Genomic DNA, 19,686 nt, shown 5'->3' with positions numbered 1-19,686 from the left:
ATGGATAAAAATAAATATATTCTTGAGATGAAGGAGATTACAAAAGAATTTCCGGGCGTGCTGGCTTTAGACAAAGTATCTCTGAAAGTAAGAGAAGGAGAGGTACATGCGCTGCTCGGAGAGAATGGTGCAGGTAAGTCGACACTGATGAAAGTGCTAATGTCAATCTATCCGCCAGATGCAGGTGAAGTCTACTTTATGAATGAGAAGCGAAGCGGCCATCTCTCGGTGAAGAAGGTGCTCGAGGACGGCATCTCGATGATACATCAGGAGCTGGCGGCAGTTCCGGAGATGACGATAGCGGATAATGTGTACATGAACCGTATGCCTCATAAGGGGGTGTTCGTCGATGAAAAGACGATGAACGAGGAGACGCTTAAGCTGTTTTGCTCCATCGGTCTTGAAATAGATCCGAAGTGGAAGATGAAGGAACTGACGACGAGTTACGTACAGATGGTGGAGATTGCACGAGCCGTATCTGCAGGGGCGAAGCTCATCATTATGGATGAGCCTACATCTGCGATTACAGAACAAGAAGTAGATATGCTGTTTCAGGTTATCCGCAAGCTGAGAGAAGAAAAAAAGTCTATCATCTATATCACGCATAAGATGGATGAGATATTCCAGATAGCAGATACGGTCACTGTTCTGCGGGACGGCCAGAGTGTAGCCAGCAGCATACCGATAGGTGAGCTGGATTACCAGTCTTTGATTGGGCTTATGGTAGGGCGGGAAATTACACAAATGTTTCCGGAGAATACGGCAGTACCCGGAGAGGTCGCTATGAAGGTAGAACATCTTAGCAAAGCCGGAGAATTCCAGGACATTTCTTTTGAGGTACGAAGAGGAGAGATACTTGGAATCGCAGGGATGATGGGTGCCGGAAGATCCGAGCTGATGTCGGCTGTATTTGGGATAACGAAACCGGATTCGGGTGAGATTACCGTTCACGGCGAGAAACTCAGACAGGGAGATCCGAGAGAATCGATACGCAGAGGGATGGCTATGCTCACGGAAGACCGGAAAGGGACAGGCCTGTTCCTCGGTATGAGCATTACGGACAATATCGTAATGCCCAGCTTAAGACAGGTGAAGAAAGCTCTTTTCCTGTCCAGGAAAAGGATGGATGAGATAGCAGACGGGCAGGTCAAGTCACTGCTGATCAAGACAGCCGGACTGGGCGTCCAGTCGAAGAATCTGTCCGGAGGCAATCAACAGAAAGTGCTGCTCGGCAGATGGCTGTGCCGTCAGCCGGAGATATTGATTGTGGATGAGCCTACGCGTGGAATTGACGTAGGCGCAAAATATGAGATACATAAGATTCTGTGCGATCTGGCTAAGAGTGGCAAGGCAGTCATCATGATATCCTCTGAGATGCCCGAAGTCGTAGGCATCAGTTCCCGCGTTCTCGTCATATCAAGCGGCAGGATTACAGGTGAACTGACGGGGGATGAAATCAAGCAGGAAAATATTATGGAATATGCAGCAAAGCTGGAAAAAGAGCCGAAAGGAATGGTAAAAGATGAAGAACTTATCTAGAGGAATCACGGGACGAATCGGGAAATTCGGCACGCTGTTAGTCCTTTTGCTTATTATTGTCATACTGAGCATCGCGGAGCCTAACTTCCTGTCCCTCAAAAATTTTACAAATATAATGCGACAGGTATCTGTGACAGGTATTATCTCTTTTGGTATGACGATGGTCATCATAACCGGTGGAATTGATTTGTCACCTGGCTCAACGCTCGCATTTGCCGGAATGGTGATAGCCATCTTCGCGAGTGCAGGTAATAACATAGCAGCCGCGCTGTCTGGTATCGGAATTGCCCTTCTGTGTGGTGTCATCAACGGAGGTGTCATCGCAGTGACAGGAATCCCGCCGTTTATCATGACACTTGGCATGCAGCTGATGGCGCGGGGGGCCGCTAATATCGTGACCGGAGGGTTTCCAATCACGAATCTGAACGATACTTTTAGACAGATAGGCGGAGGGAGTGTCGGTATCATACCGATACCGATTATCATATATGCCGTCCTGGCAGTCTTAAGCCATCTTATACTGGCCAAGACCGCCTTTGGAAAGTCCGTATATGCGATAGGGGGCAATAAAGAAGCTGCTCATCTGTGTGGCATCAATGTAAAGCTGATAACATTTTTAGTATATGCATATATGGGAATCATGACCGGTATCGCGGCAATCATCCTGACTTCCCGCGTCAATGCAGGCAATGCATCAGTAGGAGTCAATTATGAATTCGACGCCATTATTGCCACCGTTATCGGAGGTACGAGCCTGGCGGGAGGCGTTGGCACTATCTTTGGATGTATCATCGGTGCGCTCGTCGTCGGATGCATAGACAGCGGTCTTACGATGCTTGGTGTATCCGCTTTCTATCAGCAGATATTCAAGGGAGCATTGATTATCGTATCTGTAATACTCGACACTTACCGCAGTAAAGCGGTCAAGATTAGGAAATAGCCTCTTTTGAAAGGCAGGTGTACAGAAGATGAAAGGATTGTTCTTTGCCGGAAACGGGAGATATGAAGTGAAAGAGACGAAGATGCCGGAGCTCAAAAGCGAAGAGGATGTGCTGATTCGTGTAGAAGCTGCTGCAATCTGCGGTACAGATATACATATATTGGAAGTCCCGCCCGGACATCCGGCAGCAGAAGGAGCGATTTTAGGGCATGAGTTCAGCGGGCAGATAGAGAAGGCTGGAAGCAAGGTGGCAGATGTAAAGCCTGGTGACCGGGTGGTTGTGGACCCTTCCTTATTCTGCGGCAAATGTTACTACTGCCGACATGGGCAGCCGAATATGTGTATGCACAACACGTGTCTCGGGGTATTTCTCGACGGCGGTTTTGCGCAGTATTGCGTCGCTCCACAGAGCTGCCTCTATAAAGTATCGCCGGACACGCCGGCAGAGACGGCGGTGCATCTTGACCCGGCAGGCTGTGTGCTGACTTCTCTTGGCAAGCTGAATCCACAGGTCGGGGAAAATGCTCTTATACTTGGAGCCGGCCCTGTCGGGCTGTATTTCATCATGATGCTGAAACGCATGGGAATGGGCAAGATTATTGTAAGTGAGCCATCCTCCTACCGGAGACAGTATGCATATAAGTTTGGTGCGGATCTTGCTATAGACCCGTCATCAGAACCGCTTGAACAGATTCTTAAGGAACACACGGTGGACGGCGCGGACTTTTCGGTAGACACGGTCGGTACATTGATAAACGATGCGGTCAGCTATACGAGAAAAGGCGGAAGGATACTTTTGTTTGGCATGAATTCCAATGCTTGGCAGACGATATGCCAGAATACGATTACACGAAAGGATCTTACAATCATGGGCAATTATGCGTCCCGTTTCAAATTTGACGATACGCTCAGAATCTTAGAGAAAGGCCTGCTTCCGGTTGAGGATATGGTAACCCACAGAGTTTCGCTTGAAGAGTTTCAAAGTGGAATCGATGCGCTGAAAAGCGGCAGGGCAATCAAAGTGCTCGTCGATCCGTGGAAATAGACGCATGAGGTGGTAAATATGAGAAAAGTCAGGATTGGAGTGGCAGGCCTTGGGCGTATGGGCAGGTTCCACGCCGAGGATATTGCATACCGGATGAAGGATGCGGACCTGACGGCAGTCTGCTGCAGGAGCGAAGACAGGGCCCGACAGATGCAGCAGGAATTAGGGGCTTCATATGCGTTCAGCAGTTATGAAGAGATGCTGGATTGTGAAGAGCTAGACGCGGTTGTCATCTGCACGGCTTCTGAAAAGCACTGTGAACAGGTCATAAAGGCGATAGAAGCAGGAATACACGTCTTCTGTGAAAAGCCGCTTGGGCTTACATCGAAAGAGTGTCTGACCGTTGAAGAAGCCGCACTGGAAAATAAGAATATCGTCGTCCAGGCTGGATTTATGACTCGCTATGACATGGCGTACAGGAAGGCCCGCGGCATGATTGCCGAAGGCAGGATAGGAAGGCCGGTATACTTTCGCTCTTATCGGATGGACGCGGTGGAACACATACAGAGCAGCATTGACTTTGCCGTCAGAAGCGGCGGGCTGTTCTTTGACGTGGCGGTGCATGACTTCGACCTGGCCAGGTGGATGCTTGACGATGAGCTGGTGTCCGTATATGCGATGGGCGGATGCTACAGATACAGAGCGTTCGAAGCTACCTCTGATTGTGACAATGGCATTGTGACGATGCAGTTCAGAAGCGGTGCGATGGGAACGATTCTGTCAGGAAGGACATGTGCCCACGGATTTCGTGTGGAGACAGAGATTATCGGTACACACGGAACAGTATATATAGGTGAGGGGAATGGGCAGCCGATAGTATATCTATACGATGAACGCGGTGTGGACATTCAGTTTGCAAGACAGTTCATCGACAGGTTCGGGGCGGCATTTCTGGAGGAGAAGAAGGAGTTTGTCCGCTGTATACAAGAAGGAACGAGCCCGGAGGTTACAGTGTACGATGCTGTAGCCGCAACTAAGGCAGCAGAGGCTGCGGATGAGTCTTATAAAACAAAAGATTATAAAATGTTAGATGATTGGGGGAATTAGAACATGAAAGCATTACAGGCAGATGCACAGTGGAAACCGAGGGAAGGCTATAAGCCGACAGAAAGAGAGAGCAGGGACAAAAGAGCAAGCATGGGCAGCGATCTTTTCTACCATCCGTCACTTAAGCTTGTCGATATACCTGTGCCGGAACCAAAAGACGATGAAGTGCTTCTGAAGGTAGGAGGGGCGGCGGTATGTGGCTCTGACACGATGTTTCTCGGTGCGGATGAAGACGATTACCTGTATTACTGTGGGCACTGCAGGCTGCCGGTCGTAATCGGACATGAATTTTCCGGTGAGATTGTGCAGGTCGGGAAGAACGTCAAGAACTTTAAAAAAGGCGACCTCGTCGTGGCAGAGACGATGAACTGGTGCGGGGAATGTGCCGCATGCAGGGCAGGGCTTGTCAACCAGTGCGAGAATCTGGAAGAGATCGGGTTCACGCTGGACGGCGGATATGCGGAATATCTCGTTGCTAAGGAAAAATTCTGCTTCCACGTCGGCGATCTTGTATCTGTGTATGGGAGCAAAGAGCGGGCGCTTGAAGTGGCTGCTATGGTAGAGCCTACTGCTGTGGCCTATAACGGAATGTTCGTCCGGGGCGGTGGATTCCGCCCGGGAGGTAATGTCGCTGTCTTTGGGGCAGGACCTATCGGTCTGTCGGCGACATCTCTTGCAAAGGCGGCAGGTGCGGCAAAGATTATCACTTTTGAAAAAGAACCATTACGTATGAAGCTGGCCAGGGAAGTGGGTGCAGATTACGTGTTCAATCCAGATGCGCTCTACGCCGCAGGTACAAGTCCGAGTGAAAAGGTGCTGGAACTGACGGAAGGGATAGGCGTGGAGATGGCGGTGGAGGCGACCCACCATCAGGCAGAGACGATTCCTGAGATTGAACAGATGGTTGCGGTCGGCGGAACGATTGCACAGATTGGGATATCTCCGGTAAGAACGCCAATCATGTCCACATATCTCCAGAAGAAGGGCGTGAACTACCACTGCTCTATCGGGAGTTCCGGGCATGATATATGGCCCCATGTCATACGGCTCATTGCCAGCAGGCGTATCGATCCCGGCAAGTTCCTGACAAAGTGTTACAGCCTGGATGAGGCTATCGAGGCGATTGAGGCGGCGGAGAGACTGGAAGGCGGAAAATTTGTGATAACCCCTAACTGGTAATTAAGGAAAGAAAGAGAGGCTATATTATGTTGAATATTAAATACGGTGCACTGGATTTTGCGCTTCCGGGACAGCTCGTCGGTAATATCAGGCTTGCCCATGAGATAGGACTGGACGGATTGGAACTGGGCTTCCTGAGATATCAGGAGAGGGGCTTTATGCTCGGACAGAAATGGTTCAGAGACTATTATCTGGAAGAAGGAGATAAGTATGGGATTGCATTTCCGTCTATGGCGGTGTGCGAGTTCGATTTCTGCGGGCTGAAGCATCCGGCTACGACGGAAAAAGGAAAACGGGTGAGGGAAATCATCGACCTGGCCATTGACACGGCGTCATATATGAAGATGGAGATGGTCATGATGCCAAGCTTCTGTGACGGATATATTGAGACGGAGGAGGACATGAATGTCACGGCCGAAGCGCTCACCTATGCATGCAAGGAAGCGGCAAAGCAGGGTATTACGATTGCGACGGAGAATCTGCTGACGATAGAAAAGAACCTGGAGCTGTTCGACAAGGTAGGACAGCCGAACTTTTCCTGCCTGTATGATTCGCAGAATTACCGTGTCTGGAAGAACTGGTCACAGCCGGAGATGTTAAGAAAACTGGCGCGAAACAACATCCTCTATCCAGAGATACATGTCAAAGACGGTATCGGGCAAAGCGGAAGTTCCGCATATCTCGGAGAAGGGGATACCGACTTTGAAGGGACGATGGCGGTTCTCCACGAGATAGACTACAGCGGATGGATTCATCTGGAGAACTTCTATGACAGGATGCCGCTGTGTGATACGGCAGATACATATATCGACGTGGCGAAGAAGGATCTGGAGATACTGAAGGAAGCGTGCAGGTAAGCAGTATTCATGCAAGGAGGGATGCATAGTGAAAAAAGTAAAGTTTGGTCTGTGCGAATGGAGCTCTCCTGTTCAGGGGCCTTATGTGTGCAGGTTTACAAAGGATATGGGGCTTGACGCGGTGGAACTGGCGCAGGGAGATTATGAGCGCAGTTTTCCCTTATCCAACCCGTATATCCAGGATATATATCTGGAAGAGGCGGCGAGGAACGGCATCGCGCTGACCGCCATTGCCGTAAACTGTCTGGATTATTATGGGATGACGAAGCCCGACGGTTCCATGCAGAAAAAGGTAGCTTTGCTGGCTATCGAAAAAGCGGTGGAGGCGGCAAAGAGGATGAGACTCCCGCTCGTACAGATACCGGCGTTCGGAGAGAGTGCCATTCATTCGGAAGAAGATTTCAGAAGTGTGGCAGCTTGTCTTGCATATGCCTGCCGCCTGGCTGCGGAGGATGGAATCACGGTGGCCTCTGAAAATGCCCTGTCTGCGGAGGAAGACTTAAGGCTGCTCGAAGAAGTGGCATGCCCGAACCTGAAGATATATATGGATACACAGAATCCATATATCAATAAAGGATATTCTGCTCCAGAGATGATATATGCTCTTGGAGACAAGATCTGCGAAGTGCATGTAAAGGATGGTAAAGAAGGAGAACTGAGCGCAGCCCTGCTCGGACAGGGTGTGACTTCCTACTATGAGTCGGTAAAAGCGCTCTGTGATATCGGCTATACCGGATACGTTCACCTTGAGAACTTTTATGAACGGCAGCCGATGAACCATTGCGATAAAGATGCAGTAGATCTGCTCAGAAAGGATATCGCGATACTGAAAGAATCATTCCGGGAGTATAACGGTGATACATAGGAAAGGTGGGGGAAGAGTTGGGAACCGGGCAGAAAGTAACACTATGTGAGATGAAGCAGATTACCAAATGTTTCGATAAAGTGACAGCGATAAAAGATATTGATTTTGAAATCTACGCTGGAGAGGTTCACGCGCTGATGGGAGAAAACGGTGCCGGGAAAAGTACACTGATGAAGATTTTATATGGATATTATAGCAGGACATCCGGAGACGTAAAGGTATCGGGAAAGGAAGTGCACTTTAACTCTACCCACGATGCAGAGGCGGCAGGGATAGGTATGGTACCACAGGAGATCGACCTGTTTCCAGAACTGACCGTGACGGAGAATCTCTTTGTCGGAAGGAAGCGGCCGAGAAAAAGATGGGGCGGTTTTGACACCGGAAAGATGCAGGAAGAGGCAAGAGAGGTATTTGAAAAGCTGGATGTCAATCTGGATGTGGCATCTCAGGTAAAGCATCTTTCCGTGGCAAACTGTCAGATGATAGAGATTGCCAGAGCGCTCATCCGGCAGGCCAAGGTCATCATCTTTGATGAACCGACCGCCTCTCTGACCGATCGCGAAACCGAGCGTCTTTTTAAAGTAATCCAGGAGTTGAAAGAAGCGGGAGTGGGTGTTGTCTATATCTCCCACCGGCTGGAAGAGATTTTCCGTATCTGCGACAGAATCACGGTGCTTCGGGATGGAAGATGGGTTGCCTCAGATGTAATCTCTGAATTCAGCCAGGACAAGCTGGTGAAGCTGATGGTAGGCCGCCCGCTGTCACAGCTCTTTACAAGGGGAAAGAGCAGGATAGGCAAGACTGTCCTGTCCGTAGAGGGATTATCGTCAGATGGAAGGTTTGCTGATGTCAGCTTTGAGATACGCGAGGGCGAAGTAGTAGGCATGGCCGGACTCATAGGGGCAGGGCGCAGTGAGATTGGACAGGCACTGTTCGGGGTGCTTCCGGTGACCTCCGGAAATGTAAAGATACACGGGGAAGAAGTGCATATCAAATCGCCGGAGGACGCGATGAGGAAAAAAATCGTCTATCTGCCGGAAGAGCGGAGATCTCAGGGGCTGATTCTGCCGATGAGCATCGGGAGCAACATCTCACTGGCGTCGCTTGGCAGCCTGACAAAATATGGTTTCATCAATTATAAGAAAGAGAAAGAGATTTCAGACAGATATATCCACACCTTAAGCATACGCGGCGCATCTGTCGATAAACCGGTAAGCCAGCTGTCAGGAGGCAATCAGCAGAAAGTCGTAGTGTCAAAGATAATGGTAAGAGAGCCGGAGATACTCATACTGGATGAGCCGACAAGAGGTATCGATATCGGCGCAAAATCAGAGATATACAAATTGATTGACGAACTGGCAGGCCAGGGAAAAGCCATTCTGCTCATATCATCAGAGCTCCCGGAAGTGCTGTCCATGTCGGACCGTATTCTTGTCATGCATGAAGGAAAGCTGACCGGAGAGTTTGACAAAGAGGAGGCCACACAGGAGAAGATAGGTCTGGCCGCCTCCGGAGTGGCTGACGGCAGACAGATAGATTCGGATTAAATCAGGGAGGAATGGAGACTATGGAAAAGAAAAAAAGTATAAACGCCACAGTTATAAGGCTGCTCCTTCGTCCGTCGACACCGTCGCTTGTATTCTCTTTTATTCTGCTTCTGGCCTTTTCTGCGGCTGCGAGTGGTTTTATGACTTTTGACAATATTCAGGCGATACTCGTACAGACTGTGGTCATCGGCATTATGGCTATCGCCCTTAATTTTGTCATATTACTCGGAGAGATTGATATATCGGTCGGATCGCAGCTCGCCGTCTGTGCATATGCATTCGGCTACGTCGTTACCTGGACGGACTCGCTGCTTCTTGGTCTTCTGGCGGCTATGGCCGGAGGGGGAATGCTCGGGCTTATCAACGGCCTTCTTGTAGCGAAGCTGAATCTTTCGTCCTTTATCGTGACGCTGGCCACGCAGAACGTGCTGCGGGGGATCCTGCTTGTGTATGCGGGCGGCGGGGCGATGAACCTGACGGCGGAGCACCGGGCGCTAGGTATCGGCACATTTCTTGGAATCAACAATTCCGTATACGTATTTCTCCTCGTGTTTGCCGTCTGTGCCGTATTGAGCAGGCATACGACATGGGGGAGGGACGTATATGCAATCGGCGGGAACAGAGGGGCGGCCGGGATGGCAGGACTTCCCGTTGCCAGTACATATATAAGAGCTTACGTCCTGCTCGGAGTATGCTGCGGACTTACAGGGGGGATCTTCCTCTGTCAGATCGGACAGCTGCAGGCGGCGATAGCAAATGGCTACGAGATGCGTGTCATTGCGGCGGTGGCAATCGGGGGAACATCCATGGCAGGGGGAAGAGGTTCAGCGCTGTCGCCACTTGTCGGGTCAATACTGATTGGAATCATATTGAACGGAATGTCGGTGATGGCAGTGCCTTCAACATTTGAATCACTTGTATTAGGAGCAATTATATTATTAGCTGTTGCAGTAGATGCAGCGCGGCATAAGGTGGTGGATAAGCATTATGAATAAATTTCAGACATTTATAAGAAAAGAGCCAGCCCGTATCTGCATGCTTTTGCTCATTATCGTCGTGGAATGTGTCGTATTTTCAAGCACTGGTTATTTTTTTACGGCCAGCAATATCTTTGATGCACTCAGGGCATCGGTAGAAATCGGGCTGGCGGCGCTTGGAATGACTTTCGTCATTATGACGACGGGAATCGATTTGTCTGTCGGTTCGCTGCTGGCGCTCGTCTCAGTGACAATCGGATTCACGTATCAGGCAGGGTGCCCTTTCTTCCTTTCCCTGATACTTGGGATTGTGGTAGGCATCGCAGGCGGAGCTTTTAACGGGGTGCTCATTGTATATGGAAAGCTGCACCCGTTTGTAGTGACGCTTGGAACGTTCTCTTTCTACAGGGGAATCGCCTATGCAGCCACAGACGCAGGCGCGGTATCTGTGTTCCCTGATGCCTATGCCTACGCAGGAAGAGCATATATACTGGGAGTCGTTCCGATTCAGGTCGTCGTGTTTATCGTACTGACGGTACTCGTCTGGATACTGAGCAAGAAGACGCCGTTTGGGACATATGTCACTGCAATGGGATATAACGAAGAGGCAGCGAAATTCTCAGGCGTGCAGGTCAGAAAATTTAAAATGCTCGTATATATACTTATCGGATTCCTCGTAGCCGTGGCAGCCATTATCTATACTTCAAGAGTATCCACTGCAAGAGGGAATGCGGCAATCGGCATGGAGCTGAATGTTATAGCGGCCGTCGTCCTTGGAGGGACGGACATAAAAGGCGGTAAAGGAACTATTATAGGAACATTTCTGGGTGTTGTCATACTGGCATTCCTGAAAAATGGCCTGGCAATGCTGTCCATCCGGGGCGACTGGGCCTTGTGTGTGACAGGCGTCGTCCTTTTGCTCGGTATCTTATTGAACCGTGCGTTGGAGGTCAGACAAGAGTAAGAACTATACTGCTGCCGGCAGTATAAATAAACAGAAAAAAAGGAGAAGATAATATGAGAAAAAGAATGTTATCAGCCGTATTAGCGGCAATGCTGCTCGTCTGTGGTCTCGCTGGATGTACGACGAAGAAAGCAGAGGATACGTCCAAGGATGCGAAAGACGGCACAAAAGGTGAAGAGAAGGTGACGATTGGGATGTGCCCGAAGTTCACGAGTGACCCATATATGGTAGCGGCCGGAGAAGGGGCGCAGGAGGCCTGCGACGAGCTCGGATATACGCTCGACTTTAACGGGCCGGTCAACGCAGATATCGCGGCACAGTCCGATATCATCGACCAGTGGACGCAGAAGAAATATACCGCCATCACCATATCGGCCAATGATGCGGATGCACTTTCCCCTGCTATGAAAGCAGCTATGGATGCAGGCATCTATACTTCGGCATGGGATGCAGACGTGAATGCAGATTCCAGAGAATTATTCCTGAATCAGGTCACGTTTGAAGGCATGGGCAAGACGATGGTGGACATGATGGTAGAGGAAGCAGGCGATTCCGGTGATTTTCTTGTAGTGACGGCGGTGCTTACGGCGCCGAACCAGAACGCATGGATTGAAGAGATGAAGAAATACATGGAAGCCAACTATCCTGACATGAGGATTGCAGATATCCTGGCCGGTGATGAGGATCTTGCAAAGAGCAGGGACGTCACGCTAAACTATTTGAGGAGTCATCCGGAGACGAAAGGTGTCTTTGCCGTGACTGGTATGGCAAGCCCGGGAGTATGCGAGGCGATTGAGCAGCTTGACCTTGTAGGGAAAGTTGCCGTTACGGGACTTGGCGTTCCAAGCCTTATCAAAGACTACTTAAAGAAAGGAACAATCAAGCAATGCTGCCTGTGGAGTCCGTATGACATCGGTTACGGGGCGATGTACCTGGCTAAGACACAGATAGACGGGAAAGTAGATGAGGCAAAGGAGCAGGGCTATATCGAAGCGGGAAGACTTGGAAAGCTTGAGATAATAGATAAAGATAAAGGCATCGTACTGCTGGGAGAACCGCTCATATTTACGAAGGATAATGTAGATGACTATAATTTCTGATTCTGCGGCATCAGGAGCTGGAAAGAAGGGAAGAAGATGCAGAAAACATTAAACTTTGCACTCATAGGCCACATGTTCATGGGGCGGGCACACAGCCACGCGCTCAATGATGTCACCATGTTTATGAAAGATCTGGGCATACGGCCGGTACTGAAGACGATATGTGGAGTCGGAGAAGGCCTGGAGGATACGAGGGAACGATTCCACTGGGAAAAATGTGAGACGGACTGGCACAAGGTTGTCACGGATCCGGAAATTGATGTGGTCAGTATTGCGGTTCCTGGCTTTCTCCACAAAGAGATTGCTGTGGAGGCAGCCAGAAATGGAAAGCATATCCTGAGCGAAAAGCCTCTTGCCCGCAATTATAAGGAAGCGTATGAGATGTATGAAGCCGCCAGGGACAATAAAGTCCTGAATATGGTGAATTTCAACTACCGGAGGATTCCGGCAGTGGCGCTGGCAAAGCAGTTGATTGAAGAAGGGCAGCTTGGTGAGATCGTAAGCTACAAAGGGTTCTACCAGCAGGACTGGGCGTTGTTCGGGGCACCGATGTCATGGAGATATAAAAGCGAGATGGTCGGCAAAGGGCCGCTGGAGATGGGGATACATATCACTGACATGGCAAGATGGCTTGTGGGCGATATCGATGAAGTCGTATCTGTCATGAAGACAGTCGTAAAGGAACGAAAGGCGGCAGACGGCAGCACGGAGGCTGTTACCAATGATGACAACACCGTGTGGCTGGCCAGGTTCAAAGATGGATTCATGGGGATGTTCGAGGCATCGAGAGCTCATATGGGAAGAAAGAACTACCAGTGGTTCGAAATCAACGGGACGAAAGGTTCTCTGCGCTTTGAACTGGAGAGGATGAACGAACTGAATGTATACCTGAATAATGACTGCGAGGACCGCAGAGGCTTCCGGAATATCATCGTGACAGAAGAGATGCATCAATATATGAAGAACTGGTGGCCGACCGGACATATGCTCGGATGGGAACACACGGTACTGCATCAATATTATGAATTTCTCAAGGCAGTGGAAGATGGAAGTATGCCAAGCCCAGGCTTTGAGGACGGAATGGAGGCACAGAAGGTACTGGATGCCGTTGTCAAGTCCGCAGAAGAAAACAGATGGGTCTCAGTAGATGAGATAGAAAGATGATGCCTACCAGACATTAGAGAGAAGGAGAGGATGACATGCACTTATCATTAATGACAGACAGTCTCGGGAAACTTTCTTTTGAAGAGATGCTCGATACGGCTGCGATGATTGGAATAGAGACGCTGGAGATTCCGACAGGCGGATATTCCAACGCGCCTCATATGGATATCGACAGGCTGCTGGAAAGTAAAGAGGCAAGAGAGAACTACATGAAAGCAATTGAGAGCAGAGGGCTGAAGCTGGAAGTGCTCAACTGCAACGGGAATCAGCTGTCCCCGGATGCGCAGGGAGAAAAAGACGCGACTCTTGTAGAGAAGACGTTCCGGCTTGCCGAACTGCTCGGAGTGGAGAAGATAGCGATGATGTCGGGGCTGCCGGGCGGCGGTCCTGAGGCAAAGTATTCCAACTGGGTCATCTGCTGCTGGCCGCCTGTTATGCTGGAGATGCTGGATTACCAATGGAACGAGGTCGGGATACCATACTGGGAAAAGACAGCAAGGCTTGCAGAAAGCCACGGAATCAAAAAGATTGCGCTGGAGGTACATCCGACACAGATTGTCTATAATGTGCCGACTCTGCTGAGGCTGAGGAATGCGATAGGACCGATAATCGGTGCCAATCTGGATCCAAGCCATCTGTTCTTCATGGGGATGGATCCGATAGAGGCGGCGAAGGCGCTAGGGGCAAAACAGGCCATCCACCATGTACATGCGAAGGACACGCATATTGAAAAGGATGTCAAAGACCTGAACGGCTGCCATGAGACGGCTGCCTATCTGAGCAATCCGGCGTATGAACGTTCCTGGACATACTGTGCGCTGGGATACGGTCATGACGTGTTCTGGTGGAAGCGTTATCTCATGACGCTTCTGCAGTTCGGCTATGACGGGCCGCTGAGCCTGGAGATTGAAGATGTGGTCATGCCAAGCGTAATCGCGACGGCCAAGTCGGCAGATTTGCTGAAAGAGGCTATGCCCCGCGATTATACGAGGGATTTCCCGCGGCATCTGCTGGAAATCAAAGGGCTGGGGTTTGATATCTGACAGATGATACGGACCGTGTCAATAACATAGTATAGAAAGGCTTTCCGGGCCGGCCATATTGTATTCTTCCTGAACGTGGCAGTTTGAAGAAGGATACAATATGGCTTTTATATTTTTATATAATAACGAGTTGACTTTTTTATATTTTTATATAATAATTTATATATAGAAAGCAGATGCTGCCTGATACTGTCAAGTAGTATCTATTATCGGGAGGAGGGATGCCGATGGAGATTCGGCTGTTAAGGGAGCGTAAAAAAGAGCTTGGGCTGACGAATGAGCAGCTTGCACGGATGTCAGGAGTCTCGCTTGGTACGGTTAACAAGATATTCAGCGGTGCGACCAGATCCCCGCAGAACGACACGATGAATGCGCTAACAGCTGCGCTCGGTCTTGACTTTGACCAGTACCGTCCCAGTTCACGGGCAGATATGATATGTGAGCCCGTACCAGCTTATGACGTATTAAAGCCGAACGGCACATACACGGCGGAGGATTATTACGACCTTCCGAATGACGTAAGAGCTGAATTGCTGGACGGCTACCTTATCTTCATGGAGGCGCCTTCCGTGCGGCATCAGGAGATTGTCGGGGAATTATTTTATAACATCCGCCATCATATCAAGGGGCGGGGAGGTCCCTGCAAAGTGCTTCTCGCACCGGTAGATGTCAGGATTGACGATGACGACAGGTCGATGCTCCAGCCAGATCTTATCGTCGTCTGTGACGGAGATAAAAGTGATGGCAGGCGGATTAACGGAGCGCCTGATCTGGTGGCAGAAGTCGTATCACCGGGCAGCCGCAAGAGGGACTATCTTGTCAAGCTGAACAAATACTGGACTTCCGGGGTGAGGGAATACTGGGTGGTCGACCCGGACAACGAGTCGGTTACGGTGTATGAATTTGGTGAAGGGGAAGAAAATTTCCGTATTCAGACGTATACATTCCAGGATAATATACCTGTCGGAATATTTGACGGCCTGTCGATTGATTTCTCCATTTTCGATATTTAATATGGGACGAGAAAGCCTTTTTCTGTTTATGCAGAGAGGGCTTTTTCTTTTTGCCAAAGTAAAGAATATTGTTATTTTATATAGCAATAAATTTATAGAAGTAATCCAGCTATATTGTTAATATATTAGTAAGTTAAATAGGCAAAACAGCAACTAAAAATAAACGATAATAAGAATATTGTTATAATACTTGCGAATTCTGTTATAACAATAGCGCAGAGAGGAGAAGGAAGATGAAAGAATTGCTGCAGGATTATAACCAGCTCAGAAAAAAGACAGAAGAGATACGCTACAACCTGACAGCCATGATGGCCTATGCGGGTTCGGGACATCCCGGCGGATCACTGTCTGTTCTGGAAGTGCTGACTACGCTGTATTACGGAGGGGTGATGCGCTGCGATGGTCAGAACCCGCTTGCAGAATACAGAGACCGGTTCGTCATGTCCAAAGGCCATGCAAGTCCGGCACTCTACGTAGTTTTGGCGGATTTGGGATACTTTCCCGCCGCGAAGCTGAAAGAGTTCGACGCGGACGACAGCATGCTGCCGAAGCACTGCAACCGGCTGAAGACTCCGGGGGTGGAGGCCTCGACAGGAGCGCTCGGACAGGGATTCTCCATGGCGCTCGGAATGGCGCTTGCCGGAAAGATGGATGGAAAAGAATATGATGTATACTGTGTTCTCGGGGACGGGGAATGCCAGTCGGGAGAAGTCTGGGAGGCAGCTATGGCGGCTGCCAAATATAATCTCGACAATTTCAAGGTAATCATCGACAATAACAGGCTTCAGATTGACGGCTTTACGGATGATATCATGCCGCTTGGCGACCTGAAGGCAAAGTGGGAAGCCTTTGGCTTTCATACGCAGGAATGCGACGGCCATGACCTGAAAGCGCTGAGGGAGTCTTTCGACAGAATGAATGAGACGAAAGGCTGTCCGCATGTTCTCATTGCCGACACGGTAAAGGGCAAAGGAGTGTCATACATGGAGAATGAAGCGGACTGGCACAGCAGGAAGATGACAAAGGCAGAAGGCGCAGCCGCATTAAGAGAAATTGAGCAGGCGTATGCAGAATACGGAGGAGATATCGATGAGAAGATCTTGTTCCTGGATGCAGAAGAGCTTGCAAGATTAAAAGATGCATAGGAGGTGAAGGAGATGGAGAAAGCAGCACAAAAAGAACGGACGCTCGTAAGCAAAGAGATATTCGGCAAATTGATCGTGGAACTTGGAAAAGAGAAGGAAGATATCATAGTGTGCGACACAGACCTGATGAGATGCTTCGGTACGAAAGCATTTTCGGAGGAATTTCCCGAACGTCATTTCAACTTCGGTATTGCAGAGCAGAACTGTATGGCAGCCGCCGCAGGTCTTGCCCTTTCCGGCAAAAACGTGTTTGCCAGTTCTTTTGCCAACTTCGCGTCGAAGCGTGCCTGCGACCAGGTGAGCATCGCGGTAGCTTACAATGAGGCTAATGTGAAAGTGTGCGGACTCTATGCGGGGCTGACGGCTGAGAAGAACGGAGGGACCCACATCGGCGTGGAAGACGTGGCATTGATGAGAAGCATACCCGGCATGTGCGTGGTAGAACCGGCGGACACGTATGAACTGGAAGCCATTACGAGATACATGGCGGATTATGAAGGTCCGGTCTACTTCCGGCAGCCGAAGATGTACCTGAGAAACGTCTATGAGGAAGTTCCGCATTTTGAACCGGGCAGAGGCGTGACGATGCGGGACGGCGGCAGCGTGGCTGTCTTTGCCTGCGGCATAACCGTGGCTATCGCCCTGGACGCGGCAGAGCTGCTGGCAGCAGAGGGAATCGATGTGCGGGTCATCAACATGCCGACTGTCAAGCCAATTGATAAAGATATCATCAAAAAAGCAGCGGCAGAGACGGACTATATACTGACATGTGAGAACCACAACATAATCGGAGGGCTTGGAAGCGCTGTGTCCGAGGTGCTCGCAGGGATGAAGACAAACGCCGTGCTGCGCATGATGGGGATTCAGGACACCTTCGGCGTGACGGCTTCACTTGGATATCAGCTTGGGAAGAACGGCCTTACGTCCGAGCATATGGCCGGAGAGATAAAAGGAATGCTGGCAGGCGTATAAACGGACTGCTGCACATAAAGAAGGAGGAAAAACGATGAAATCATTAGATGCTTTTATGTATGGACCAGAAGATCTGAGACTGGAAGAGGTCCAGGTGCCGGAACTGAAATCGACACAGATTCTTGTAAAAGTGCACGCGTCAGGTATATGCGGATCTGACGTGGAATGTTATCTCGGACATTCGAAAGAGGGGCGCTATGACCTCGGTCCTTATACGCCGGGACATGAGTGGTGCGGCGAAGTGGCAGCCGTCGGTTCCGATGTCATATCCCTCAAAGTGGGAGACCGTGTCACGGGAGAATGTGCGAATTCATGCAACCGGTGTGACATCTGCAAGGAGGGAATCAACAATTCCTACTGTACGAACTGGAATGAAGTCGGGTTCATGCCGTCCGCGCCTGGCGGCATGGGAGAATATCTCGTGGGCGAAGAACAGTTCTGCTATAGGATTCCGGATAACATGACGTATGTGGAAGGCGCCCTCGTGGAACCTTGCTCTGTAGCTTACTACAGTATCTACGGAAGGGACGGATACGTGGCCAGGACAGATGACTGCGTCATCTTCGGGGCGGGCGCCATCGGGCTCTTTGCAGCGACCATATGCAAGGCGGCCGGCGCAAAAGTCATCGTGGTGGAACCGATTGCATTCCGCAGGAAGATGGCGGAAGAGGTCGTCGGCGTTGATGTGACGATCGATCCGTTCGAGGAAGACGTGGAGCAAGTTGTGCTTGAACATACGGAAGGCAAAGGCGCAAGCTTTGTCGTGGAGTGCACCGGAAGCGATGCCGGTGTCAGCATGACGGTAGACGTCGCAAGACCTCATGCGAGGATCCGCTTTATCGGGCACTCTATCGGCCGGAAGATTCCGATAGAAATAGGAAAAGCAATCTGGAAGGGGCTGAATCTTCAGGGAAGCGCCGGACAGCCGTGGTTCTTCACGAAGACGATCAAGTTCATGGGACGGGTAAAGGATGAGATTGATTTCACAAGATTCATCACATCATATTATCCGTTGGAGAAGATTCAGGATGCATTCGACCGGGCCATCGAGCACAAAGATGAGGCGGTGAAGGTGATGGTTCTGGCCAATGAAGAAAAAGACAGGCTGGAAGAATACAGGAACAGATAATTAAAAGGAGGAAGAGAATATGGCAGACTATGGAAGCAACATATGGATTACGACAGAGCATCCGGCAATTACATTTGAGAATACGAAGGTCGGGCAGCTGAAGAAAAAGATATGGGATATGAGTGAGGAAGAAGTAGACCGGCTCTTGAAAGAACGTTACGAGATTCCGTCACCGTCAGAAATCGGTATCGCAGATACATATATCCAGACGACACCGAGGTGGAAGGTCGTCGAGAAGAGAAAGAAAAATGATGTGGTGCTCGTGCCGGTAGGGTGTACCGAATGCCACGGCATGCATACCGTATCTGCGCTCGATACGTTCCAGTGCCAGTCCATCGCAGAAGGCGTCCGCCGCGCGACGGCAAAAGACGGCTGCGAGGTGAATCTGGCATACAATCCTCTTCCATACGGAGCGCATCCATACCACCATCTCGGCATGCCGGGTACGGTTATGGTTCCGCAGAGGGTAGCGGTGGAGACGCTTGTCGCGACGATGCTTGGCCTGTGGAACGACGGTTTCCGCAAGCAGATCTATATCAACAACCACGGGCAGCTCTGGGTGCTGGAGACGGCACTTCATGAATTCCTGTACCGGTATCAGCTTCCATGTATCATCCAGGTGATGGACTGGCACCGCGCTATCCGCGAATTCTTCTACCCGGGAGCAAAAGAAGATATGGTTAAGACGCCGTTCGTACATGCAGACGAATGTGAGACTTCGGTGGGGATGCTCTGCTTTCCTGAAGGAATGGTGGACTTAAGCCATGCAGATGAGACGCATCCGAAGAGTTACTTTGAGCCGGGAAGATTCGACAATTCCACCGACAGCTTCCACAGGCCTCAGAGATGGAGCGAGACGGAGATGACTTCTCCGATTACGTATAAAGGTACGCCAGAGGGGGTAGTGGGAAGCCCTGCCATCGCCGAGGCGAGGAAGGCAAAGCGTCCGATACTGGCGGCATGTGAATATCTCACCTACTGTGTGGATGAACTGCTGGAGGCATTCCCTGCCGGCACGGTTCCGCCGACAGAGGAAGTGACACACCGCACGGAGGAAGAGATAGCTGCTTACTTAAAAGAACCTGGAAGCGAAGGCTGGCGTTCTGTCTACGGACTTCCGAGAGTCGGGATGGAATAAGCGGCGCCGGGATAGAAGAAGG

The 19,686-nt window shown here is 50.2% G+C and carries 18 protein-coding genes; all 18 read left to right on the top strand.

What is annotated here, in order from left to right; genetic code table 11:
* The gene (locus HJV72_RS06710; protein ID WP_208069714.1) at positions 1-1,539 is read left to right on the top strand and encodes a sugar ABC transporter ATP-binding protein; all 1,539 of its coding nucleotides are present in this window, start codon (positions 1-3) and stop codon (positions 1,537-1,539) included.
* Positions 1,523-2,479, top strand: a complete 957-nt coding sequence (locus HJV72_RS06705) for an ABC transporter permease (RefSeq protein WP_208069713.1) — start codon at positions 1,523-1,525, stop codon at positions 2,477-2,479. Before HJV72_RS06710 ends, HJV72_RS06705 begins: the two co-directional genes overlap by 17 nt.
* A gap of 28 nt (positions 2,480-2,507) precedes the next feature.
* Positions 2,508-3,524, top strand: a complete 1,017-nt coding sequence (locus tag HJV72_RS06700; RefSeq protein WP_208069712.1) for an alcohol dehydrogenase catalytic domain-containing protein — start codon at positions 2,508-2,510, stop codon at positions 3,522-3,524.
* A gap of 18 nt (positions 3,525-3,542) precedes the next feature.
* On the top strand, positions 3,543-4,571 hold the full coding sequence (locus HJV72_RS06695; RefSeq protein ID WP_208069710.1) for a Gfo/Idh/MocA family oxidoreductase: 1,029 nt from the start codon (positions 3,543-3,545) through the stop codon (positions 4,569-4,571).
* A 3-nt stretch (positions 4,572-4,574) separates the two neighbouring features.
* Positions 4,575-5,750, top strand: a complete 1,176-nt coding sequence (gene iolM / locus HJV72_RS06690; RefSeq protein ID WP_208069708.1) for a scyllo-inosose 3-dehydrogenase — start codon at positions 4,575-4,577, stop codon at positions 5,748-5,750.
* Between the two features lie 26 nt (positions 5,751-5,776).
* Positions 5,777-6,607, top strand: a complete 831-nt coding sequence (locus HJV72_RS06685; RefSeq protein WP_208069706.1) for a sugar phosphate isomerase/epimerase family protein — start codon at positions 5,777-5,779, stop codon at positions 6,605-6,607.
* A 28-nt stretch (positions 6,608-6,635) separates the two neighbouring features.
* Entirely contained in the window at positions 6,636-7,472 is an 837-nt protein-coding gene (locus HJV72_RS06680; protein WP_208069704.1) for a sugar phosphate isomerase/epimerase family protein, read from the top strand.
* 17 nt (positions 7,473-7,489) lie between these two features.
* Positions 7,490-9,019 (top strand): sugar ABC transporter ATP-binding protein, encoded by a 1,530-nt coding sequence (locus HJV72_RS06675; protein ID WP_243765549.1) that lies wholly within the window; start codon positions 7,490-7,492, stop codon positions 9,017-9,019.
* Positions 9,020-9,039: 20 nt separating this feature from the next.
* Positions 9,040-10,014: an ABC transporter permease gene (locus HJV72_RS06670; protein WP_208069702.1), complete on the top strand. Its 975-nt coding sequence runs from the start codon at positions 9,040-9,042 to the stop codon at positions 10,012-10,014.
* Complete coding sequence (locus HJV72_RS06665; RefSeq protein ID WP_208069700.1) at positions 10,007-10,960, top strand: ABC transporter permease; 954 nt, start codon at positions 10,007-10,009, stop codon at positions 10,958-10,960. The genes HJV72_RS06670 and HJV72_RS06665 overlap by 8 nt, the downstream gene beginning before the upstream one ends.
* Positions 10,961-11,013: 53 nt before the next feature.
* Positions 11,014-12,060, top strand: a complete 1,047-nt coding sequence (locus HJV72_RS06660) for an autoinducer 2 ABC transporter substrate-binding protein (RefSeq protein ID WP_208069698.1) — start codon at positions 11,014-11,016, stop codon at positions 12,058-12,060.
* A 36-nt stretch (positions 12,061-12,096) separates the two neighbouring features.
* Positions 12,097-13,224, top strand: coding sequence for a Gfo/Idh/MocA family protein (locus tag HJV72_RS06655; protein ID WP_208069696.1), 1,128 nt, complete (start codon positions 12,097-12,099; stop codon positions 13,222-13,224).
* A 35-nt stretch (positions 13,225-13,259) separates the two neighbouring features.
* Positions 13,260-14,267 carry a sugar phosphate isomerase/epimerase family protein gene (locus HJV72_RS06650; protein WP_243765548.1) on the top strand — a complete coding sequence of 336 codons (1,008 nt, stop codon included), beginning with the start codon at positions 13,260-13,262 and terminating at the stop codon, positions 14,265-14,267.
* A 227-nt stretch (positions 14,268-14,494) separates the two neighbouring features.
* A complete protein-coding gene (locus HJV72_RS06645; RefSeq protein ID WP_243765547.1) occupies positions 14,495-15,280 on the top strand; it encodes a Uma2 family endonuclease in 786 nt (261 codons plus the stop codon).
* Positions 15,281-15,513: 233 nt separating this feature from the next.
* Entirely contained in the window at positions 15,514-16,425 is a 912-nt protein-coding gene (locus HJV72_RS06640; RefSeq protein ID WP_208069693.1) for a transketolase, read from the top strand.
* A 12-nt stretch (positions 16,426-16,437) separates the two neighbouring features.
* Positions 16,438-17,397, top strand: a complete 960-nt coding sequence (locus HJV72_RS06635) for a transketolase family protein (protein WP_208069691.1) — start codon at positions 16,438-16,440, stop codon at positions 17,395-17,397.
* 34 nt (positions 17,398-17,431) lie between these two features.
* Complete coding sequence (locus tag HJV72_RS06630) at positions 17,432-18,526, top strand: zinc-dependent alcohol dehydrogenase (protein WP_208069689.1); 1,095 nt, start codon at positions 17,432-17,434, stop codon at positions 18,524-18,526.
* 19 nt (positions 18,527-18,545) lie between these two features.
* The gene (gene iolN / locus HJV72_RS06625) at positions 18,546-19,664 is read left to right on the top strand and encodes a 3-dehydro-scyllo-inosose hydrolase (protein WP_243765546.1); all 1,119 of its coding nucleotides are present in this window, start codon (positions 18,546-18,548) and stop codon (positions 19,662-19,664) included.
* The last annotated feature ends 22 nt before the right edge of the window (positions 19,665-19,686 follow it).

Origin of the sequence: Extibacter sp. GGCC_0201, assembly GCF_017566055.1 — a bacterium.
GTDB lineage: Bacteria > Bacillota > Clostridia > Lachnospirales > Lachnospiraceae > Extibacter.
Note: the sequence above shows the minus strand (reverse complement) of the source record. Positions and strands in the feature narration are given on the sequence as shown.